This is a genomic window from Streptomyces sp. NPDC101118, assembly GCF_044759445.1.
Taxonomy (GTDB): domain Bacteria; phylum Actinomycetota; class Actinomycetes; order Streptomycetales; family Streptomycetaceae; genus Streptomyces.
Map to the genome: position 1 here is coordinate 240,068 of NZ_JBIVZG010000003.1, position 21,292 is coordinate 261,359.

The 21,292-nt window shown below is 73.9% G+C and carries 20 protein-coding genes; 15 read left to right on the forward strand and 5 right to left on the reverse strand.

Annotated features, from left to right (window positions below):
• Nucleotides 1–133: 133 nt before the first annotated feature.
• Nucleotides 134–1,657 (reverse strand): leucyl aminopeptidase, encoded by a 1,524-nt coding sequence (locus ACIQUQ_RS07025; protein WP_403972195.1) that lies wholly within the window; start codon nt 1,655–1,657, stop codon nt 134–136.
• Between the two features lie 344 nt (nt 1,658–2,001).
• Here ACIQUQ_RS07025 and ACIQUQ_RS07030 point away from each other — a divergent pair, with 344 nt between their 5' ends.
• The 6 genes from ACIQUQ_RS07030 to ACIQUQ_RS07055 all read left to right on the forward strand — a co-directional run bounded on the left by ACIQUQ_RS07030 (nt 2,002) and on the right by ACIQUQ_RS07055 (nt 9,439).
• Nucleotides 2,002–4,029 (forward strand): hypothetical protein, encoded by a 2,028-nt coding sequence (locus ACIQUQ_RS07030; protein WP_403972197.1) that lies wholly within the window; start codon nt 2,002–2,004, stop codon nt 4,027–4,029.
• Nucleotides 4,030–4,138: 109 nt separating this feature from the next.
• Nucleotides 4,139–5,662, forward strand: coding sequence for a GT4 family glycosyltransferase PelF (gene pelF, locus ACIQUQ_RS07035; RefSeq protein ID WP_403972199.1), 1,524 nt, complete (start codon nt 4,139–4,141; stop codon nt 5,660–5,662).
• A complete protein-coding gene (locus ACIQUQ_RS07040; protein WP_403972201.1) occupies nt 5,659–7,197 on the forward strand; it encodes a hypothetical protein in 1,539 nt (512 codons plus the stop codon). Before pelF ends, ACIQUQ_RS07040 begins: the two co-directional genes overlap by 4 nt.
• A gap of 18 nt (nt 7,198–7,215) precedes the next feature.
• Complete coding sequence (locus tag ACIQUQ_RS07045; protein WP_403972203.1) at nt 7,216–7,863, forward strand: spherulation-specific family 4 protein; 648 nt, start codon at nt 7,216–7,218, stop codon at nt 7,861–7,863.
• Nucleotides 7,860–8,660 (forward strand): endo alpha-1,4 polygalactosaminidase, encoded by an 801-nt coding sequence (locus ACIQUQ_RS07050; RefSeq protein WP_403972205.1) that lies wholly within the window; start codon nt 7,860–7,862, stop codon nt 8,658–8,660. The genes ACIQUQ_RS07045 and ACIQUQ_RS07050 overlap by 4 nt, the downstream gene beginning before the upstream one ends.
• Before the next feature lie 77 nt (nt 8,661–8,737).
• Entirely contained in the window at nt 8,738–9,439 is a 702-nt protein-coding gene (locus ACIQUQ_RS07055; protein WP_403972207.1) for a hypothetical protein, read from the forward strand.
• On the opposite strand, the gene ACIQUQ_RS07060 is transcribed toward ACIQUQ_RS07055, so the two are convergent.
• Nucleotides 9,366–10,166, reverse strand: a complete 801-nt coding sequence (locus ACIQUQ_RS07060; RefSeq protein ID WP_403972209.1) for an adenosylcobinamide-GDP ribazoletransferase — start codon at nt 10,164–10,166, stop codon at nt 9,366–9,368. The two genes, ACIQUQ_RS07055 and ACIQUQ_RS07060, sit on opposite strands and share 74 nt — an antisense overlap.
• 68 nt (nt 10,167–10,234) lie before the next feature.
• Here ACIQUQ_RS07060 and ACIQUQ_RS07065 point away from each other — a divergent pair, with 68 nt between their 5' ends.
• Nucleotides 10,235–10,996: a hypothetical protein gene (locus ACIQUQ_RS07065; protein WP_403972211.1), complete on the forward strand. Its 762-nt coding sequence runs from the start codon at nt 10,235–10,237 to the stop codon at nt 10,994–10,996.
• 39 nt (nt 10,997–11,035) lie between these two features.
• Here ACIQUQ_RS07065 and ACIQUQ_RS07070 read toward each other — a convergent pair whose 3' ends face one another.
• On the reverse strand, nt 11,036–11,314 hold the full coding sequence (locus tag ACIQUQ_RS07070) for a hypothetical protein (protein WP_403972213.1): 279 nt from the start codon (nt 11,312–11,314) through the stop codon (nt 11,036–11,038).
• Nucleotides 11,315–11,328: 14 nt separating this feature from the next.
• Complete coding sequence (locus ACIQUQ_RS07075) at nt 11,329–12,120, reverse strand: PspA/IM30 family protein (RefSeq protein WP_399939587.1); 792 nt, start codon at nt 12,118–12,120, stop codon at nt 11,329–11,331.
• A gap of 242 nt (nt 12,121–12,362) precedes the next feature.
• Here ACIQUQ_RS07075 and ACIQUQ_RS07080 point away from each other — a divergent pair, with 242 nt between their 5' ends.
• Together ACIQUQ_RS07080 and ACIQUQ_RS07085 are read left to right on the forward strand one after the other, a co-directional pair.
• Complete coding sequence (locus ACIQUQ_RS07080; protein ID WP_399939590.1) at nt 12,363–12,974, forward strand: DUF3043 domain-containing protein; 612 nt, start codon at nt 12,363–12,365, stop codon at nt 12,972–12,974.
• A 158-nt stretch (nt 12,975–13,132) separates the two neighbouring features.
• A complete protein-coding gene (locus ACIQUQ_RS07085; RefSeq protein ID WP_403972879.1) occupies nt 13,133–13,888 on the forward strand; it encodes a class I SAM-dependent methyltransferase in 756 nt (251 codons plus the stop codon).
• Nucleotides 13,889–13,940: 52 nt separating this feature from the next.
• Here ACIQUQ_RS07085 and ACIQUQ_RS07090 read toward each other — a convergent pair whose 3' ends face one another.
• Nucleotides 13,941–14,156, reverse strand: coding sequence for a hypothetical protein (locus tag ACIQUQ_RS07090; protein WP_403660431.1), 216 nt, complete (start codon nt 14,154–14,156; stop codon nt 13,941–13,943).
• Between the two features lie 105 nt (nt 14,157–14,261).
• Here ACIQUQ_RS07090 and ACIQUQ_RS07095 point away from each other — a divergent pair, with 105 nt between their 5' ends.
• The 6 genes from ACIQUQ_RS07095 (at nt 14,262) to ACIQUQ_RS07120 (ending at nt 21,257) form a co-directional block, all read left to right on the forward strand.
• Nucleotides 14,262–15,473 (forward strand): bifunctional adenosylcobinamide kinase/adenosylcobinamide-phosphate guanylyltransferase, encoded by a 1,212-nt coding sequence (locus ACIQUQ_RS07095; protein ID WP_403972215.1) that lies wholly within the window; start codon nt 14,262–14,264, stop codon nt 15,471–15,473.
• 62 nt (nt 15,474–15,535) lie between these two features.
• Complete coding sequence (gene cobT, locus ACIQUQ_RS07100; protein ID WP_403972217.1) at nt 15,536–16,597, forward strand: nicotinate-nucleotide--dimethylbenzimidazole phosphoribosyltransferase; 1,062 nt, start codon at nt 15,536–15,538, stop codon at nt 16,595–16,597.
• Nucleotides 16,598–16,701: 104 nt separating this feature from the next.
• Complete coding sequence (locus tag ACIQUQ_RS07105; protein WP_403972219.1) at nt 16,702–18,531, forward strand: phosphatidylglycerol lysyltransferase domain-containing protein; 1,830 nt, start codon at nt 16,702–16,704, stop codon at nt 18,529–18,531.
• Complete coding sequence (locus ACIQUQ_RS07110; RefSeq protein WP_403972221.1) at nt 18,528–19,217, forward strand: hypothetical protein; 690 nt, start codon at nt 18,528–18,530, stop codon at nt 19,215–19,217. The genes ACIQUQ_RS07105 and ACIQUQ_RS07110 overlap by 4 nt, the downstream gene beginning before the upstream one ends.
• 157 nt (nt 19,218–19,374) lie before the next feature.
• Nucleotides 19,375–20,574: a sensor histidine kinase gene (locus ACIQUQ_RS07115; RefSeq protein WP_403972882.1), complete on the forward strand. Its 1,200-nt coding sequence runs from the start codon at nt 19,375–19,377 to the stop codon at nt 20,572–20,574.
• Nucleotides 20,571–21,257 carry a response regulator gene (locus tag ACIQUQ_RS07120; protein ID WP_403972223.1) on the forward strand — a complete coding sequence of 229 codons (687 nt, stop codon included), beginning with the start codon at nt 20,571–20,573 and terminating at the stop codon, nt 21,255–21,257. Before ACIQUQ_RS07115 ends, ACIQUQ_RS07120 begins: the two co-directional genes overlap by 4 nt.
• Nucleotides 21,258–21,292: the final 35 nt, after the last annotated feature.

Sequence of the window (21,292 nt, forward strand, 5' to 3'; positions counted from 1 at the left end):
GTCCGTGATGCAGCCCACGGGGGTTACCGACCCGTAGGCGGCTGCGGATTTCGTTGAGAGTGAACACAGCCGTACGGCCCCGGACCGAGGGCGGTCAGGGGCCGTACGGACCGGATCAAACCGGACGGCCCGGTCAGCCCAGGTCGCCGGTGGCGGTGCGCTCGGCCAGCCGGACCAGGGTGCGGACCGCGGATCCGGTGCCGCCCTTGGGGGTGTAGCCGTACGGGGCGCCCTCGTGGAAGGCGGGGCCCGCGATGTCGAGGTGCGCCCAGGTGATGCCCTCGCCCACGAACTCCTGGAGGAAGAGGCCGGCCACCAGGCCGCCGCCCATGCGGACGCCCATGTTGGCGATGTCCGCGGTGGGGGAGTCCATGGTCTTGCGCAGGTCGGCGGGGAGCGGCATCGGCCAGGAGGCCTCGCCGACCTCCTCGGCGATCTCGTGGATCGAGGTCCGGAAGGCGTCGTCGTTCGACATGATGCCGAAGGTGCGGTCGCCCAGCGCCAGCACCATGGCGCCGGTCAGGGTCGCCACGTCGACGATCGCGTCCGGGTTCTCCTCGGAGGCGCGGGTCAGCGCGTCGCCCAGGACCAGGCGGCCCTCGGCGTCCGTGTTGAGGACCTCGACGGTCTTGCCGCTGTACATGCGCAGCACGTCACCGGGGCGGGTGGCGGAGCCGGAGGGCATGTTCTCGGCGAGCGCCAGCCAGCCGGTCACGTTGACCTGGAGGCCCAGCTTCGCGGCGGCGACCACGGCGGCGAACACGGCGGCGGCGCCGGACATGTCGCACTTCATCGTCTCGTTGTGGCCGGCCGGCTTCAGGGAGATGCCGCCCGAGTCGTAGGTGATGCCCTTGCCGACGAAGGCCAGGGACTTCTCCGCCTTCGGGTGGGTGTAGGAGATCTTCACCAGGCGCGGCGGGTTCTCGGAGCCCTTGCCGACGCCCATGATGCCGCCGTAGCCGCCCTTGGTCAGGGCCTTCTCGTCGAGCACCTGGACCTTCAGGCCGATCTCCTTGGCGGTGGCCTGGGCGACGGCGGCGAAGGCCTCGGGGGTGAGGTCGTTCGGCGGGGTGTTGATCAGGTCGCGGGCGATGTTCACCTCGGTCGCGACGATCTTGGCGCGCTCGATCGCGGCCTTGTGCTCCTTGTCACGCGGCTTCGCGCCGAGCAGGGCGACCTCGGCGAGCGGCTGCTTGCCGTTCTTGCCGTCCTTCTTGTCGCCGCCCTGGTACGCGGTGAAGGCGTACGCGCCCAGCAGCGCGCCCTCCGCCACGGCGGTGACGGCCGAGGCGTCCTCGAGCGGCAGCGCGAAGGCGGCCTTCTTGGCGCCGTGCAGCGCGCGGGCCGCGGCACCGGCGGCGCGGCGCAGGGCCTCCTCGTCGAAGGACTCGTCCTTCTCCGGCTCCGAGCCGAGGCCGACGGCGATCACGACCGGGACCTTGAGCCCGGCGGGCGCCGGGAGCTTGGTGACCTCGCCCTCGGCGCCGCCGGCGCCCAGGGCGTCGAGAACGGCGGCGAGCTTGCCGTCGAACGCCTTGTCCACGGCCTCGGCGCCGGGGGCGACGACGGGGCCCTTGGCGCCCTTCGCGACGCCGATGACGAGGGCGTCGGCGCGCAGCGTCGCCGCGCCGGCAGTGCTGAGAGTCAGAGCAGTCACGGTGGTGAGGTCTCGCTTCCGTTTTTGTCGTATGGGCCGAGGGGGTGGTCGGCCATGCTCGGCGATCGTATTCCGGGCCGTCCGCCGCCAGAAATGAGCCTACGCGCACGCACTCGTCCGCACGCCACTCCGCCGTTGGTCAGGTTGTTCGACCGGAAGGTCCCCGGGTTCACCCATCTGTGGTCACTGCTCCGGGTTTGCCGCTCGGGACTGATGAGGTCCGCGAGACTCGACCCACTCTCGCAAGGGGACGCGAGGTTCCTTTGCATGATTTCCACAGAGCCTCACCCGTACGGCCTCCGTCAGGGCCGGTGGTGGGGGCTGCTGCGGGGGGAAAGGCCACGATGGTCCACAGGAACCGGATGAACCGGACGGCTGCCGTGTGCGTGGCGGCGGCGCTGGTGTCGGTGGCAGTGCCCGCGGTCACGGCGACGGCCGCCGTGACACCGCGGATCGACCTCAAAGTGCTGGTGGTGGACGACGGGGGCAGCGCGGTCGACGCCGTGACCAGCGAGCTGCGGGACACGGGCGTGCCGTACACGACCGTCGAGCTGGGCAGCCCCGGCCGCCCGGTGATCGACGCCGCCTTCCTCGCCGACACCGTCGACGGGCGGCCGCGCGCCAAGTACCAGGGCGTCGTCCTGCCGAACGAGGACCCGTTCGGCGCGGGCAGCGCCGAGATGGCCGCCCTGACCGCCTACGAGGCGGCGTACGGCATCCGCCAGGTCGACGCGTACACCTGGGCCCACCCGGGCGTGGGCCTGGAGTACACCGACAACGGGGGCTACTCCGGCCAGCTCGACGGGGTCCAGGCGGCGCTCACCGACGCCGGGCGCGCGGGCCCGTTCGGCTACCTCGCAGGTCAGGTGACCTTCGAGGACAACTCGGGCCTCATTCCGGAGAGCTACGGCTTCGCCGGCAAGCCCCGCCCGGGCTACACCAGTTATGTCGAGATGCCGGTGGCCGGCGGCGGCCGGGCCTCGCTGGTCGGCGAGTACACCCACGACGGCCGCAGCGAACTGGTCGTCACCTTCGGCTACAACCAGTACCAGCGGCAGTACCGGCTGCTGGCCCGGGGCATCGTCGACTGGCTCACCCGGGGCGTGCACCTCGGCCAGTCCCGGAACTACCTCTCCGTGCACGTCGACGACGTCTTCGCGCCGGACGCCCGGTGGAACAAGGAGCTCGACTGCACGCCCGGCGACTACGACTGCGCGGGCGGCGAGAGCGAGGGCTCGACGATCCGGATGACGGCCGCCGACGCCCAGTACGCGGCGCAGTGGCAGCAGGCCCGCGGCTTCACCCTCGACATGGTCTACAACGCCGGCGCGGGGGAGGAGTGGAAGGCGGAGAACGGCGGCACCGACGCCATGGCCGCGCAGCTGGTCGCCGACCGGGCCAAGTACCGCTGGATCAACCACACGTTCACGCACCCCTTCCTCGGCTGCGTCCAGGACGTCTCCGCCGTGCCGTGGAAGTGCGCCACCGCCGCCAACGGCACCACCCAGTGGATGAGCCGCTCCGAGATCTCCGCGCAGATCCGCGACAACCACAACTGGGCGGTGGGCAAGGGCATCTCCGTCGACCGCACCGAGCTGGTCACCGGCGAGCACTCGGGCCTGAAGACGCTCCCACAGCAGCCCGTCGACAACCCCAACCTCGCCGGCGCGCTCGCCGACAACGGGGTCCGCTGGATCGCCAGCGACAACTCCCGCGAGCCCCAGCAGCGCGCCGTCGGCAACGCGCTGACCGTCCCGCGCCACCCGATGAACGTGTACTACAACACGGGCACGGCCGCCGAGATGGCCGACGAGTACAACTGGATCTACACCAGCGCCGCCGACGGCGGCAGCGGCATCTGCGAGTCCAACCCGGCCTCCACCTGCCTGCCCGAGCCGCTGGACACCGCCACCGGGTACGCCGAGTACATCGTCCCGCAGGAGGCGCGCACCGCCCTGCGGCACGTCCTCGCCAACGACCCGCGGCCGCACTACGTCCACCAGTCCAACCTGGCCGAGGACCGCATCCTCTACCCCGTGCTGGACGAGATCCTGACCACCTACCAGGGGCTGTTCGCCGCCAGTACCCCGCTGGTCAACCCGCGCCAGCGCGACACCGGCACCGAGTTCACCCGCCGCGCCGCCTGGGACAAGGCCCTCGCGGACGGCAAGGTCACCGCCTACCGCATCGGCACCACCGTCACCGTCAAGGCGCCCTCCGGCGTCAGCGCCCCGGTCACCGCGCCCGAGGGCACCCGCAAGCAGCTGATGCTCGGCACGGGCGCCTGGGGAACCGCCTACGCCGGCAACCGGTCCGCGTGGACCGCGCCGGAGCTCCTGCAGTCCGCGGTCACGCTCAAGCTGCCCAGCTGAGTCCGGCCGGCAGGACCGGCCGCACGACGCACACCACCGACCGCACCACCTCGCCGGCGCACCCGCATCCGGGGCGCCGGCGCCTTCGAGTCCTGGGGGGACCAACCGCATGAGCCATGGGCGCCACGTCACCATGCTCACCGAAGGCACGTACCCGCACGTCCACGGCGGCGTCAGCACGTGGTGCGACCAGCTGGTCCGCGGCATGCCGGAGGTCGACTTCAACGTCGTCGCCCTCACCGGCACCGGCCGCGAACCCGTCACCTGGGAACTGCCGCGCAACGTCTACCGGCACACGGCCGTCCCCCTCTGGGGACCCGCGCCCGGCCGGTCGGCGCGCACCGTCCTGCGCGGCCGCGTACACCGCCGCTTCGCCGAGACGTACGAACGCTTCGTGCTCTCCCTCCTGGGCCCGCCCGCCCCGGACGAGTTCTCCGCCGCCCTCTACGACCTCGCCGCGCTCGCCCGCACCGGACGCCTCTCCACCGCACTGCGCTCGGAAGCGGTCCTGCGCACCCTGATGGCCGTCTGGACCCGCCCCGACCTGCCGGTGTCCGGCTCCCGTCCCACCCTCCACGACGCCCTCACCGCCAACGACCTGCTGGAACACGCCCTGCGCCCGCTGGCCGTGCGCATCCCGGACGACTGCGTCGCGCACGCCGTCAGCAGCGGCCTGGCCACCCTCCCCGCCCTCGCCGCCCAGCGGCTGGACGGCGTCCCCTTCCTCCTCACCGAACACGGCATCTACCTGCGCGAGCGCTACCTCGGCTACCGCAGCCAGGCCCAGCGCTACCCGGTCAAGGCCCTGATGCTCGGCTTCTACCGCGAGCTGAACTCCGAGGGCTACCGCCAGGCCGACCTGATCACCCCGTGCAACCAGTACAACCGCCGCTGGGAGGAGCGCGGCGGCGCCCCCGCCGACCGCATCCGCACCGTATACAACGGCGTCGACCCGCACCGCTTCCCCGAGGCCGGCCCCGAGCCCGAGGTCCCCACCCTCAGCTGGTGCGGCCGGATCGACCCCATCAAGGACCTGGAGACCCTGATCCGCGCCTACGCCCTGATGCGCGCCGAACTCCCCGCGCTCCGCCTGCGCCTCTTCGGCCCGGTCCCGGCCGGCGGTGAGGACTACCAGCTGCACCTGGAGAAGGTCGCCGCCCAGCTCGGCGTCAGCGACGGCATCAGCTACGAGGGCCGGATCAGCGAGGTCGCCAAGGCCTACGCGGCCGGCAGCGTCGTGATGCTCTCCAGCATCAGCGAGGGCTTCCCCTTCAGCATCATCGAAGCCATGTCCTGCGGCCGGACCACCGTCTCCACCGACGTGGGCGGGGTCCGCGAGGCCGTCGGCGACACCGGCCTGGTCGTCCCGCCCCGCGAACCGGAGCTGATGGCCCGGGCCACCCTCGCCCTGCTGCGCGACGACGCCCGCCGCGCCGAACTCGGCCGCGCCTCCCGCCGCCGCGTCGTCGAGAAGTTCACCCTGCACCAGTCGGTGGACGGCTTCCGGCACATCTACCGCGAACTGGCCGCACAGCCCGTGCCGCACCTGCACGCCGACCTGGCGGGCGACTGGTCGCCCCGCACGGCCGACCCCTGGTACCGCGAGCTCGCGGCGGACGGGAGCCTGTGGTGAGCGGACCGCTGTGGCTGACGCCGGGAGCCCGCTCGGGCGACGACACCCTGGCGCTGACGATCCCCCGCCCGCGCCGTTCGGGACCGCTCGCCGACGACCCCATGGACGAACTGGCCGACCGGCTGTCCCCGCACATCGCCGGCGCCGTCCACCCGGACGAGATCGCCGCCCTGCTGGAGTCGGACGGGATGACGGACGAACACATCCGGCTCTCCTACGGGCGGCAGGACTCCTTCTCCCTGGCCGAGGACCTGTACGCGCGGGTGCCGCGGAAGTTCGACGAGCCGGACGGCGGGGCACCCGACCCCTGGCGGGTCTCCCTGACGGCCTGTCTGCTCCGGGGCATCGTCTTCGCCCTGCCCGGCCTCGCCTACCTGCTGGGCGCCCCGCTGCTGGAAGGCCCACCGGACCGGCTCGGACTGCCGGCCGGCACCCTCACGCTGCTGGCCGGGGCGCTGATCGGCTGGGTGTGGGACCAGACCCTGTCGCACCGCGCGTACTCCTGGCTGGGCCTGGGCGACCGCGCCGCCGCCGGGCGCACCCTGATGCTCGGCGCCCCCGTCGGGGCGCTGCTCGGCACCGCCGCCGCGGTCGCCGTGCCGGGGCCCGTCTTCTGCGTGGCCTTCGCCGCCGGCCAGGCCGTGTACGTCGGTGCCGCGACCGTGCTGCTGGTGCTCGGCCGGGAGCGGGTGCTGCTCTACGCCCTGCTCCCGATGGCCGCGGGCTCCGTGGTGGCGTTGGCCGTCGGCATGCCGGTGCCCGTCCGGGTCGGGCTGCTGGCCGCGTCGCTGGCCGCCGCCTGTGCACTGGCCGTCCGGGAACTGCCGGTCGCCGAGGGGGTACGGGCGCTCCGGGCCAGGATCCGCGGGTGGGCGGCCGCCCGGGCCGAGCGCGATCCCGTCCACTGGAGGATGCTGCGGGGCGCGGAGGAGGACCGGGTGCCCCGGGGGCCGCGGCTCGCGGACTCGGTGCCCTTCGGGGTGTTCGGCCTGGGCACCGGGCTGCTGGTGCTGTACGCGGCGCTGGGCGAGGTGCTCGCCGGGGGCCCGGCCGAAGCGGTCGCCGCGCCCTCCGCCGTGGCGCTCACCCTCAGCATGGGCCCGGCCGAGTGGCTGCTGCACCGGTTCCGCAGCGGGAGCCTGGCCGGGCTGCGGGCGGCGGGGACGCCGGGCGCCTTCTGGCGGGCGATGCTCGTGACCCTGGCCGAGTGCCTGTCCGCCTACCTCGCGGTGCTGCTCGCGCTGGGGGTCGCGGGGACGCTGCTGTGGCCCGGGGCGCCGGGGCTCGACGTGCCCCGGCTGGCCACCCTGCTGCTGCTCGGCGCCGTGATGTGGACCGGGCTGCTGCTGCAGTCCTTCGGCGCGGTGCGGGCGGCGGCCGGGGTGTGCGGGGCGGCGGCCGCCGTCCAGAGCGTGGCCCTGCTGACCGGCGCGGGACAGCCCCGGCTGGTGCAGCTCGCGGTGGCGGGGGCCGCGGCGGCGGTGCTGGCCGTGCTGGTCTGCGTACTGCTGAGCCGGGCCACCGCCCACCGATAGAAGATCCGGAAGGACGACATGCTGCTGGTGCCGCTCTACGAGCACCCCGCCGACCGGCCCGAGGACTGGGAGGCCCTGATCCGCGCCGCGGATCTGCTGCGCGCCGTCGTGCTCAACCCGGCCAGCGGGCCGGGCACGCGCGCCGACGAAAGGTTCCTGGCCGTCTGCCACCGGCTCAAGGACGCGGGCGTGCCGGTCCTCGGCTACGTCGACACCGACTACGGCCGGCGCCGCCACGGGGCCGTCGTCCAGGACCTGCTGCGCTACCGCGACTGGTACGGGGCCGACGGCGCCTTCCTCGACCAGGCAGCCGCCGAGGGGGAGTTCCTGCCCCACTACCGGCGGCTGTCGGTCGCCGCCCGGGCCGCCGGCGCGCACACCCTGGTCCTCAACCACGGCGCCCACCCGCACCCCGGGTACGCCGAACTCGCCGACGTACTGGTGACGTTCGAGGGCCCCTGGGACGCCTACCAGGCCGTCGAGGTGCCGGAGTGGACCGGCGCGCACCCGCCCGAGCGGTTCTGCCACCTGGTGTACGGGGTGCCGCCGGGAGCCCCGGCCGCCGAGCTGGCCCGCCGGCGCGGGGCCGCCGTGCACTGCGCGGTGCCGGGCGCCGGCGCCCACCCCTGGGCCGGGCTGCCGCAGGGTCTCGGGGCGGTCGGATGAGGCGCCTGCTCCGGGCCGTCGTACCGGTGCTGCTGGCCGTCGCCTGTGCCCCGTCCGCGCCGCCCGCCGCGCGGGGCGGCTCCGGGGAGGCGACCGCCGAACGGTGGCGGCCCCGCCCCGGACTCACCTGGCAGTGGCAGCTCAGCGGCCGGCTCGACCTCTCCGTCGACGCCGAGGTCTACGACGTGGACGGCTTCACGACCACGGCCGCGCAGGTGGAGGCCCTGCACCGGAAGGGCCGCAAGGCGGTCTGCTACCTGTCGGCCGGCGCCTGGGAGGAGTTCCGGCCCGACGCCGGCGACTTCCCCGAGGGGCTGCTCGGCGAGGGCAACGGCTGGGAGGGCGAGCGGTGGCTCGACATCCGGGCCACCGCCCGGCTGGAACCGCTGCTGGCCGAGCGGCTCGACATGTGCCGTGACAAGGGCTTCGACGCCGTGGAGCCCGACAACACCGACGGCTACCGCAACCGCACGGGCTTCCCCCTGACCGCCGCCGACCAGCTCCGCTTCAACCGCATGATCGCCCGGCTCGCCCACGAGCGGGGCCTGGCCGTGGGCCTGAAGAACGACCTGGACCAGATCCCCGAGCTGGTCGGCGACTTCGACTTCGCGGTGAACGAACAGTGCGCGGAGTACGCCGAGTGCGAGCGGCTGACCCCCTTCGTGAAGGCCGGGAAGGCCGTCTTCCACGCCGAGTACGAGCTCCCCGTGGACCGCTTCTGCGACCGCTCCCGCGCCCTCGGCCTCAGCTCCCTGCTGAAGCGGTACGAGCTCGACGCATGGCGTCGGACCTGCTGAATCGTGACCTGCACGGCGTTGACTGGCCGGACGGCCGACCGGACAGTGTTCGCACGTTCAGCGACCCGGTGGGAAACGTGACACGACAGGTGCAGCAGGTGCAGGAACAGGACCACGACCACGCCGCGCGCTGCGCCGTCCTCTTCGCGGCGGGCGCCTTCGAGGACGTACGGCGCACGGCCGGCTCGGGACTCGCCGACCGGGGGCCCGACCCCGTGCTCTACCGCTGGCTGGGCCTGGCCCACGCGGCCGAGGACGAGCGCGACGGCGGCCATGACGCCGAGGCGGAGCTGGCGTACCGCAAGGGGCTCGAACTCGCCGCGGACGATCCCGGCCTGCTGGTCTCGTACCTGCGGCTCTGCCTGCGCGCGGACCCCGTGGACCACCCCGGGAGGGCCGCGCGGGCGATCGCCCTGGAGTGCCGGATCGCGAAGGTCGTGCCCAAGGGGTCGCCGGAGCGCGACCGGGTGGACGAGGTACTGCGCTTCGGCGGCCGGGACTATTGGGAGGACCCGGCCCCGGCCGGAACCCCGGCCGTTCCGGCTCCGGTGGCCGGTGCTCCTGCCGCTCTGGCACCGGCGGCCGTGGCTTCTTCCGTACCGCCTCCCACGGCCGTGGCTCCTGCCGTCCCGGCTCCCGAAGCCGGGGTGCCCGCCGCAGAGGCAGCGGAGACAGCGGAGGCCGCGGAAGGCGGGGACGCGCCGGTCAGCCCAGGGTCAGGACCACGAGAGCGGTGGTGGCGGCGGTTTCGGACAGGGCGCCGAACACGTCACCCGTGACCCCGCCGAAGCGGGCGACACAGCGGCGCAGCAGCAGTTCGGACACGGCCAGCGCGGCCAGGACCGCGACCAGCTGCCGTGCCACCGCGGCCGGACCGAGCGGCAGCGCCGCGGCGGCACAGGCCGTCGCGACGACGGCCACCACGGCCAGGGCAGCCCCCCGCGAAACCACGCCGGCGACCGCGGCGCCCAGTCCTTCCGGCCGGGCCGCCGGCACCCCGGCCCGTGACGCGAGGGTGAGGGCGAGCCGGGCGGCCGCGGCGGCTGCCACGGCGGCGAGCGCACCGCGGGCCCAGCCCTGCCCGTACAGCTCGGCGAGGGCCGCGACCTGCGCGAACAGCACCAGCACCAGGGTGATCACGCCGAACGGCCCGATGTCGGACTGCTTCATGATCCGCAAGGCGTCCTCGGCCGGCTTCCCGCTGCCCAGCCCGTCCGCGGTGTCGGCCAGCCCGTCCAGGTGCAGCCCGCGCGTCAGGACCGCCGGCACGGCGGCCGTGGCCACCGCGGCGAGCAGCGGCCCGGCCCCGGCGAGCAGCAGCCCCGTGCCCAGAGCCGCCGCGAGCAGCCCCACCGCCAGCCCCGCCAGCGGTGCGCAGAGCATGCCGGCGCGGGCGGCCGGGCGGTCCCAGCGGGTGAGCCGGGCGGGCAGCACGGTGAGGGTGCCGAAGGCGAAGCGCACGCCGTCGGCGAGCGTGGCGGGCCCGGCGGGCGGTGTTTGGCTCATCGCGCGAACGCTACCCGGTGGCCCGGCAGGTAAATTGCCTCATAAGTGCCGAATCGGGAGCTGGTGGTATGGGTCACTGGTGGTACCGGAACATCGTCGAGCCGGGCAAGCTCCCCATGCTGCTCGCGCTGGTCTCCTTCGTGATGTCCTTCCTGGTGACCCGGACGATCACGCGGATGATCCGGGCCGGCAAGGGCCCCTTCCGCAACGTCACCCCCGGCGGGATGCACGTCCACCACGTCGTGCCCGGCGTGGTCCTCGTGATCATCGGCGGATTCGGTGCCATCGGCAGCGCCCACCACAGCTTCGGGGCGCTGCTCTCCGCCGTCCTCTTCGGCCTCGGCGCGGGCCTCGTGCTCGACGAGTTCGCGCTGATCCTCCACCTCGACGACGTCTACTGGAGCGAGCAGGGCCGCAAGAGCGTGGAGATCGTGGTCCTCACCGCCGCCCTCGTGGCCCTGGTCCTCGGCGGCTTCCTGCCGTTCGGCGTGAACGAACTGACGGCCGACGAGCGGAGCAACCGGGGCCTGGTCGTCATCAACACCGCCACCAACTTCTTCCTCGCCCTCGTCGCCCTCTGGAAGGGCAAGCCGCGCACCGCCCTGGTGGGCGTCCTCATCCCGTTCGTGGCGTTGATCGGCGCGATCCGGCTGGCCCGGCCCGGCTCCCCGTACGCCAAGCGGTTCTACGCGAAGCGCCCGAAGGCGCGGGCGAAGGCCGGCCTGCGGGCGTACCGCCACGACAGGCGCTGGGCCGTGCCCCGGCGCAAGATCCAGGACTGGATCGGCGGTGCGCCCACCCCGGAGAAGGAGACGGCCCGGCCGGGATGAGAGCCCGGCCGGGCCGTCGTACGTACTCTCCGCGCGGAGTCAGCCCGGGATCAGGCCGTCGTCGCTCAGCATCTGCCGCACCTCGTCCAGGGACGAGTCCGGCGACGGCAGGATCAGCTCCGACGGCTCCAGGGCGTCGTCCGGCAGGGGGGTCCCCAGCTCCCGCACCTTGTCCAGCAGGGCGCACAGGGTCCGGCGGAAGCCGACCTCGTCGCCGCCCTCCATCTCCTTGAGCAGCTCGTCGTCCAGCCCGTTCAGCTCGGCGACGTGGCTGTCGTCCAGCCTGACCTGGCCTTCCCCCATGATGCGGACAATCATGACGGGCCCCTGTCCTACTGCTTGTCGAACCGGTGCTGGGAGTGCGACTGCTGCGACGGGTCGGCGGCGCCGCCCTCGATGGCGGGCTTCGGCGCGGAGCCGCCCGCCAGCTCGGCCTTCATCCGCTGGAGCTCGAGCTCCACGTCCGTACCGCCGGAGAGGCGGTCGAGCTCGGCCTGGATGTCGTCCTTGCCGCCCAGCCCGCTCTGGTCGTCGAGCGCGCCCGAGGCCAGCAGCTCGTCGATCGCGCCGGCGCGGGCCTGGAGCTGCGCGGTGCGGTCCTCGGCGCGCTGGATCGCGAGGCCGACGTCGCTCATCTCCTCGGAGATGCCGGAGAAGGACTCCGCGATCCGGGTCTGCGCCTGGGCCGCGGTGTAGGTGGCCTTGATGGTCTCCTTCTTCGTGCGGAAGGCGTCCACCTTGGCCTGGAGGCGCTGCGCCGCCAGCGTCAGCTTTTCCTCCTCGCCCTGCAGGGTCTGGTGCTGCACCTCCAGGTCGGAGACCTGCTGCTGGAGGGAGGCGCGGCGGGACAGCGCCTCGCGCGCCAGGTCCTCGCGGCCCAGGGCGAGTGCCTTGCGGCCCTGGTCCTCCAGCTTGGCGGACTGCCCCTGGAGCTGGTTGAGCTGGAGTTCGAGGCGCTTGCGGGAGGTCGCGACGTCCGCGACGCCCCGGCGCACCTTCTGGAGCAGCTCCAGCTGCTTCTGGTACGAGTAGTCGAGGGTTTCGCGCGGGTCCTCGGCCCGGTCAAGGGCTTTGTTCGCCTTCGCGCGGAAGATCATCCCCATACGCTTCATGACACCGCTCATGGGCTTCGCGCGCCCCCTTCTGACGACTTCAGGTCCAGGACTCCGACATCACCCACAGTACGGGCCCTGCCTCCATTACCGCACTGTTCGAGCCCGGATGTGCTCCTCCTCCAGGACGACTGCGCTCGGCGGACGTCCGGCCTGAGGAGTAGGTGACACCAGGACCCGGCACCGGGGTAGACGCCCGTCGTTGCCGGATCGTTCCCCGGCGGGGTGGGGTCCATGCCGCACACCCCGTACCCTTGGGTTCTGTGTTTGGTAGCCGTTCCTCCAAGGATGAGAAGGCGTCCGCCACCGACAAGGTGAGCGACGACCTCTCCAAGCAGCCCCGTGACCCGCAGGCGCCCAAGGGCCGCCCGACGCCCAAGCGCGCCGTGGCCCAGTCGCAGCGCAAGGCGGTCGTGGCCTCGACCGGAAACCGCAAGGAGGACGCGAAGCGGGCACGCGAGCGTCGCCGCGCGGAGCTGTCGCGCCAGCGCGAAGCCCTCGCCTCCGGCGACGAGCGTTACCTCCCCGCACGCGACAAGGGCCCCGTGCGGCGCTTCGTCCGCGACTACGTGGACTCCCGCTACTCGGTCGCCGAGATGTTCCTGCCGCTGGCGGTGATCATCCTGGTGCTGAGCATGATCCGTCAGCCGGCCATCCAGAACGTCGCGCTGCTGCTGTGGCTCGCGGTCATCGCGCTGATCATCGTCGACTCGATCGGCCTGGTCTTCCGCCTCCGCAAGGCCCTGAACCAGCGCTTCCCGGACGAGCCGAAGCGCGGCGCGGTCCCGTACGGCCTGATGCGCACCCTCCAGATGCGTCGCCTGCGCCTGCCGAAGCCGCAGGTCAAGCGCGGAGAGCGGCCCTGAGTACGGCCGACGAGGCGGTAGCCGCACCGGCCGGGACCACGGTCCCGGCCCAGCCGGGCCCCCCGGCCACGGCTCCGGCCACCGCTGCGGCGGCCGTCGGCGCGGCTCCGCGTCCGCCCGTCCGCCCGTCCGGTTTCAGTGGCGGCGCCGACGCCTGGCTGGCCGGCCTCAACGGCCTGCGCAACACCGTCCGCCAGGAGCTGGTCGCCCGCCAGGTCGAGGAGCAGATCACCGCCCGCTACCCGGTCGGGCAGCGGCTGCGGATCCTCGACGTCGGCATGGGCCAGGGCACCCAGGCCCTGCGGCTCGCCCGGGCCGGCCACAAGGTCACCGGACTCGAGTCCGACCCCGGCATGCTCCAGGTGGCCAGGGACGCCCTGGCCGGCGAGCCCGCCGGCATCCGGGAGCGGGTCCGCTTCATGGAGGGCGACGGCCGCGAGACCGGCGCGCACTTCCTGCCCGGCAGCTTCGACGTGGTGCTCTGCCACGGGGTGCTGATGTACGTCCCCGAGCCCGACGCCATGCTGGCGGCACTGGCCCGGATGCTGGCCCCCGGCGGCCTGCTCTCGCTGCTGGTCCGCAACGCCGACGCGCTGGCCATGCGGCCGGGGCTGAGCGGCGACTGGGCGGGAGCCCTGGCGGCCTTCGACACCGACGCGTACACGAACCGGCTGGGCCTGCCCGTACGGGCCGACCGGCTGGACGCCCTCACCTCCACCCTGTCCGGCATCGGCGCGCCGCTGCACGCCTGGTACGGGGTGCGGGTCTTCACGGACACGGTCGGCAACGAGGTGGAACTCCCGGCCGCGGAGGAGCTGGAGCGGCTGCTGGCCGCCGAGGACCGCGCCGGACGCGTGGACCCGTACCGCGGGGTGGCGGCGCTGCTGCACCTCTGCGGGGTCCGCGGTCAGTGACCCGACGGCTGGGTGCCGCCCCCGGTGGGGCCACACCCAGCCCGTGCGGGCGTTACGACGCTTCCGCCGCCTCGCGCAGGGACATCACGTACAGCTCGGTCCCGTTGTCATCGCTGAGCGCCACCTTCTCGGCCCCGCCCTCCAGCAGTTCCTTCCAGACCTCGCCGATCCACGACTCGGCGTCCCCCTGCGTGGTGAACTCCTCGGGCTCCACCGCCGGGGCCGTCTCCGCGCCCTGCGCGTCCTCGAACCGCCACGTCCACGCCATGCCCGCCTCCGATGCTCGTCCGTACGCGTCGGCTGTACGCAGTCCAGCCTGCCCGCAGCGTAGCCGGGCGCGCACGGGTTGCGGGGACGCGGGAGGATCATCCACGTGGAACTGACTCTCCTCGGTACCGGGGCGCCCGACGGACTGCCCCGCCCCGGCTGCCCCTGCGCCGCCTGCGCCGCCGCCGTCGGCCCGCTGGCCCGGGCCGCCACCGCGCTGCTCGTGGACGGCGCGCTGCTGCTCGACCTCACCCCCGGGGCGGCGCTGGCCGCCGCCCGTGCCGGGCACTCGGTGTCCGGGGTGCGGCAGGTGCTGCTGACCCATCCGCACGACGGACCGGCCGTGGAGCTGCCGCCCGGGCTGCCGACCGCGGTCCGGGTGCCGGACGGCCGCGAACTGGTGGTGATCAGCGGGCACCGGGTGCGGGCCGTGCCGATGGACTCGCCGGGCACCGGGTACGAGGTGACCGGCCCGGACGGGGAGCGGCTGCTGTACCTGCCGCCCGGCGGGTCCCCGGCGGGGGCCGGCGGAGCGGGCGGGCGCCGGGACCGGGCGTACGACCTGGTCGCCATGGACGTGGTGGGGCGCCCCGACGCACTGGCCCGGCTGCGGGCCGCGGGCGCGGTGGGGCCGGCCACCGACGTGGTCGCCGTCCACCTCGGGCACGAGGTGCCGCCGGGCGCGGAGCTGGACCGGCAGCTCGCGGCGGCCGGGGCCCGGGCGGTGCCGGACGGCACGACCCTCGTGGTGGGGGAGTACCACGCCGTACCCGACGTGCCGCGCCGGACGCTGGTGCTGGGCGGGGCGCGCTCGGGCAAGTCCGTGGAGGCCGAGCGGCGCCTGGAGTCCTTCCCGACGATCGAGTACGTCGCCACCAGCGGCACCCGCGAGGGCGACCCCGACTGGGCGGCCCGGATCACCCTGCACCGCGACCGACGCCCCGGCTCCTGGCGCACCACCGAGACCTGCGAGCTCGCACCGCTGCTGGCCGCCGACGGCCCGCCGCTGCTGATCGACTGCCTGGCCCTGTGGCTCACCGACGCGATGGACCGGGTCGGGGCGTGGGACGACGGCACCTGGGCGGAGACCGGTCGCGCGGCGCTCGCCGAGCGGGTGGCGGAGCTGGTCGCCGCGGTCCGGGCGACGGGCCGTCAGGTGGTGCTGGTCAGCAACGAGGTGGGCTCCGGCGTGGTCCCGGCCACCGCCTCGGGCCGCCGCTTCCGGGACGAACTGGGGCGCCTGAACGCAGCGGTGGCGGCCGAGTGCGAGCAGGTGCTGCTGGTGGTCGCGGGACAGGCGCTGGTCCTGCGCGGGTGACGGCCCCGGCCGGGCGCCGGGCGGGGCGCTGACCGGGCCGGGCCGCCTGTACTGTTCGGCAGATGAGCAGGCTGAACCTCGACGACTTCTCCGATCTGATCGAACGCCCCGACGCGGGCGTGCGGCGTGACGCCGAAGAACGCCGTGAACGGCTGGCCGTGCCGCCCGGTTCCCTGGGGCGGCTCGACGAGCTCGCCGAGTGGCTCGCCGCCGCGCAGGCCGCCGTACCGGTCAAGCCGGTCGAGCACCCGCGGGTCGTGCTCTTCGCGGCCGACCACGGCGTGGCCTCGCTCGGCGTCTCCGCCCGCCCGGCCGGCTCGGCCCACGAGCTGGTCCGCAAGGTGCTGGACGGCGAGAGCCCCGTCTCGGTGCTCGCCCGCCGCCTCGGCGCCGGGATCCGGATCGTCGACGCGGGCCTGGACTGCGAGCCGGAGCTGCTGCCCGAGGAGGTCGTGCGCCACCGGGTACGCCGGGGCAGCGGCCGGATCGACGTCGAGAACGCCCTCACCGCGGAGGAGGCGGAGGCCGCGCTCCGCATGGGCATCGCCCTGGCCGACGAGGAGGCCGACGCCGGCACCGACCTCGTGGTCCTCGGCGACCTGAGCGTCGGCGGCACCACCGTCGCCGCCACCCTGATCGCGGCCCTGTGCGGCACGGACGCCTCCGTGGTCACCGGCCGCGGCGGCGCGACCATCGACGACCTGGCCTGGATGCGCAAGTGCGCCGCGATCCGCGACGCGCTGCGGCGGGCCCGGCCCGTGCTGGGCGACCAGATCGAGCTGCTCGCGGCGGTCGGCGGCGCCGACGTCGCCGCGATGACCGGCTTCCTGCTCCAGTGTGCGGTCCGCCGTACGCCGGTGATCCTCGACGGCGTGGTCTCGGCGGCCTGCGCCCTGGTGGCCCAGCGGGCCGCGTTCCGCGCCCCGGACTGGTGGCTGGCGGGCCAGGCGAGCGGCGAACCGGGACAGAGCAAGGCATTGGACCGCATGGCACTCAACCCGTTGCTCGATCACGGCGTCACAGTAGGAGAAGGAACCGGGGCGTTGCTCGCACTCCCCCTCGTCCAGGCGGCCGCCGCACTCGCTGCGGAGCTGCCCGTGCGTGAGGTGGAGGAGACGCACTGAGCCGCGGGGAACCGGCGCCGACCACGCCGGTTCCCGTGCTCTCATGTGAAGGATGATGCCCCATATCATCGCTTTTCATGGGAGAAGTCCGTTTGGCTACCGATATGACCGACCGGAAGACCGCCGGTGGGGACTCGGTCCGGGGGGAGAGCCGGGACACCGGCCGGAGCGCCGGCCCGGGCACCGGCGCAATCAGCGAGCGGGCGCGCCGCAGCGCGTCGTTCGCCGTCTGGTACCTCCGCACCGTCGCGTTCGTCAACTTCCTCAGCGCCGTGTGGGTGTCCCTCGGGGCCGACCTCCGCCGGCACAACTCCGAGGACTACTTCACCCCGTACATGCTGACGGCGGGCTTCGCGTCTGGCCTGTTCACGCTCTTCCTCGCGGTGACCATGCGGCGCCGCAAGCGCGCGGCGTGGATCCTCAACCTGGTGCTCAGCGGGCTGCTGCTGGCCGGACTCGCGCTGACGATGTTCTGGCCCGACCCGGACTTCGCCGCCATCCGCCGCCACCCGCAGAACTGGGTCTCCCTCGGCCTGACCGCCGCCTTCGTGGCCGCGCTGCTGCTGGGCCGCCGCGAGTTCTACGCCAAGGGCGACCGCTCCAACCCGAGGCTGGCCGCCGCCGTCGCCGTCCTGGGCCTGCTGGTCACCTCGTTGGCCGCCGCCCTGCTCGTGGGCGCCACCAACGCCACGCCCGAGCACGCCGAGGCCTCGTTCATGCACCGCTGGCGGTACGGCGTGATGCGCCTGGTCACGCTGGCCACCGACGACTCCGCGTACCCCGGCATCAACACCCCCGGCTGGGTCGACGTCGCCATCAACGTGCTGTCCACCCTGCTGCTCCTGGCCGTCCTGTACGCGGCCTTCCGCTCCCGCAAGGCGGTCGACCCCCTCACCGAGGACGACGAGGAGCGGCTGCGTGCGCTGCTGGCCCGGCAGGGCGACCGTGACTCGCTCGGCTACTTCGCGCTGCGCCGGGAGAAGAGCGTCATCTGGTCGCCCACCGGCAAGGCCGCCGTCACCTACCGCGTCATGGGCGGCGTATCGCTCGCCTCCGGCGACCCCATCGGCGACCCCGAGGCCTGGCCGGGCGCCATCGAGCCCTGGCTGGCCGAGGCCCGCGAACACGGCTGGGTGCCGGCCGTCATGGGCGCGAGCGAGGAAGCCGGCACGGTCTACGCGCGCCACGGCCTCGACGCCCTCGAACTCGGCGACGAGGCCATCGTCGAGACCGACGAGTTCACCCTCGAAGGCCGCGCCATGCGCACCGTCCGGCAGGCCTACAACCGGGTCAAGCGGGCCGGCTACGAGGTCCGCATCCGCCGCCACGCCGACATCCCGGCCGCCGAGATGGACGAGCTGCTGCGCCGCGCCGACGACTGGCGCGACGGCGCGACCGAGCGCGGCTTCTCCATGGCGCTTGGCCGGCTGGGCGACCCCGCCGACGGCCAGTGCGTGATGCTGGAGTGCACCGACGCCGAGGGCGAGCTGCGGGCCCTGCTGTCCTTCGTCCCCTGGGGCCCCAAGGGCCTCTCCCTCGACCTGATGCGCCGTGACCGCGACTCCGAGAACGGCCTGATGGAGTTCATGGTCATCGAACTCCTGCAGCGCTCCCGGGAGATCGGCATCACCCAGGTCTCCCTCAACTTCGCCATGTTCCGCTCGGTCTTCGAGCGCGGATCCCGGCTGGGCGCGGGCCCGGTGCTGCGTCTGTGGCGCTCGCTGCTCTCCTTCTTCTCGCGCTGGTGGCAGATCGAATCCCTCTACCGGGCCAACGCCAAGTACCGGCCCATCTGGGAACCGCGGTTCATGCTCTTCGAGAAGAGCTCCGACCTGCTGCGGATCGGCATCGCGGCGGGCCGCGCGGAGGGCTTCCTCGAAGCCCCGGGGCTCCCGAAGTGGGTGCACCGCAGACACCTGGAGAGCAAGCGTTGAGGGAGTTCGCCCGTCGCGAGTGGGGGCCCCTCTACCGGACGGTCCGGGAGGCCCTCGTCACCCGCAGGTGGCGCGCCGTTCCGATGACCCTGGGCGCGGTGGCCCTCACCTCGGTCTTCCAGATCGTCCAGAACCAGCCGTGGGGCTTCCGTCCCGTCCAGAACCTCGGCTCGGTGCACGCCACCGACCCGCTGTGGCTCGCCCTGCTGCGCACCCCGCTCTCCCTGTTCGTGCCGGCCCTGGACCTGCCGGTGTGGGGTGCGCTCGCGCAGATACTGCTGGTCTTCGGCATCGCGGAGATCTGCATCGGCTGGTGGCGGACCCTGCTGGTCGGGTACGTCGCCACGCTCGCCGGCACGACGTACGCGCGGATCGGCATCGCCCTGGGCCCCGACCACCCGCTCGGCCTGCCGGAGTCCGACAAGCTGGTCAACGACACCGGCCCGTCCGCGGCGGTGGTCGGCCTGGCGGTCTTCGTCTGCTGGCGGTACCGGGCGTACGTGACGGGCGGCGTGGTGATCCTGCTGATGGTGGGCGAGATCCTGGTCAAGAACAACCTGGCGGGCAAGGAGCACCTGGCCGCCATCGCGGCGGTCCTGGCGCTGATCGCGGTCCGCGTCGCGATCTGGGGCCCACCTCCGGTGCCGCCGGCCGTGGCGTCCGCCCGACGGGCGTCCCTCCCGTAGCCGGCGGAGCCATCCTGCACGGGGCCGGCGTCCGGGTGGGCCATGGCCGGCGGGGCCAGGGCCGGCGGGGCACCCGGCACGGGAGGGGGCGGGAAACCCGTACCCTCTCCCGGTGAGCACCCCACTGGCCCCCGGCCTCGCCCCCACCCGCCACTGGATGCGCCGCCATCCCCTGGCGATGGACGCGGTCCTGGCCCTCGGCGTGCTCGTCGCCATGGTGCTCGGCTCCTTCGTGGAGCCCTCCGGCATCCACGGCCGCCCCACCTTCGGCACCCGCACCCCCGACCTCCCCAGCCTCACCCTGATGCTCATCGGGGCCACCGCACTCGTCTTCCGGCGCCGCAGGCCCAAGGCCGTGCTCGCCGCCACCTGTGCCGTGTCCCTCGTCGAGCTGTTCGCGGGACCGCCCCGTGCACCGGTCCCCATGTGCGCCGTCGTCGCGCTCTACACGGTCGCCGCCAGCACCGACCGCCCCACCACCTGGCGGGTCGGCCTGCTCACCATGACCGGCCTCACCGCCGTGGCCATGCTGGTCGGCCCGCTGCCCTGGTACGCCCAGGAGAACCTCGGCATCTTCGCCTGGACCGGCATGGCCGCCGCCGCGGGCGACGCCGTCCGCAGCCGGCGCGCCTTCGTCGACGCCATCCGCGAGCGCGCCGAGCGCGCCGAACGCACCCGCGAGGAGGAGGCCCGCCGCCGGGTCGCGGAGGAACGCCTGCGCATCGCCCGCGACCTGCACGACGTGGTCGCCCACCACATCGCCCTGGTGAACGTCCAGGCCGGGGTCGCCGCGCACGTCATGGACAAGCGCCCCGACCAGGCCAAGGAGGCCCTGGCCCACGTCCGCGAGGCCAGCCGCTCGGCGCTCAACGAGCTGCGGGCCACCGTCGGCCTGCTCCGCCAGTCCGGGGACCCGGAGGCGCCCACGGAGCCCGCGCCCGGCCTCGGCGTGCTCGACGAGCTGGTCGACACCTTCCGCCACGCCGGGCTGCCGGTCGAGGTGGCCAGGGACTGTACGGACGCCCCGCTCCCCGCCTCGGTCGACCTGGCCGCGTACCGGGTCATCCAGGAGGCGCTGACCAACGTGCGCAAGCACGCCGGCCCCGACGCCCGGGCCGAGGTCAGCGTGGTCCGCGTGGGCCGCACGGTGGAGATCACCGTCCTCGACGGCGGCACCACCGACACCGTCGTCCCCGTCCCCGCCCCCGCCCCCGAACCCGGCGGAGGCCACGGCCTGCTCGGCATGCGCGAACGCGCCACCGCGCTCGGCGGCACCTGCACCGCGGGCCCCCGCTTCGGCGGCGGCTGGCGCGTCCATGCGATCCTGCCCCTGGAGACCGCGGGGGAGGAACGATGACGATCCGGGTGCTGCTGGCCGACGACCAGGCCCTGCTGCGCAGCGCTTTCAAGGTGCTGGTGAACTCGGAGGCCGACATGGAGGTCGTCGGGGAGGCCTCCGACGGCGCCGAGGCCGTCCGGCTGGCCAGGGAACAGGCCGCCGACGTGGTGCTGATGGACATCCGCATGCCCGGCACCGACGGGCTCACCGCCACCCGCATGATCAGCGCCGACCCCGAGCTGGCCGGCGTACGGGTCGTGATGCTGACCACCTTCGAGGTGGACGAGTACGTCGTCCAGTCCCTGCGCGCGGGCGCCTCCGGCTTCCTCGGCAAGGGCGCGGAACCCGAGGACCTCCTCGGCGCCATCCGGATCGCCGCCGCCGGCGAGGCCCTGCTCTCCCCGGCCGCCACCAAGGGCCTGATCGCGAAGTTCCTGGCCCAGGGCGGCGGTTCCGTCTCCGGCCCCGCCCAGGGCCAGCACGCGGAGCGGATGGCCACGCTGACCGGCCGGGAGCGCGAGGTCCTCGTCCACGTCGCGGCAGGCCTGTCCAACGACGAGATCGGCGGGCGGCTGGAGGTCAGCCCCCTCACGGTCAAGACCCACGTGAACCGGGCCATGGCCAAGCTCGGCGCCCGCGACCGCGCCCAACTGGTGGTCATCGCCTACGAATCGGGACTGGTCCGGCCCCGCGTGGACTAGTCCGCCCATTTCCGGGCAAGCCGGACGAGCGGTGA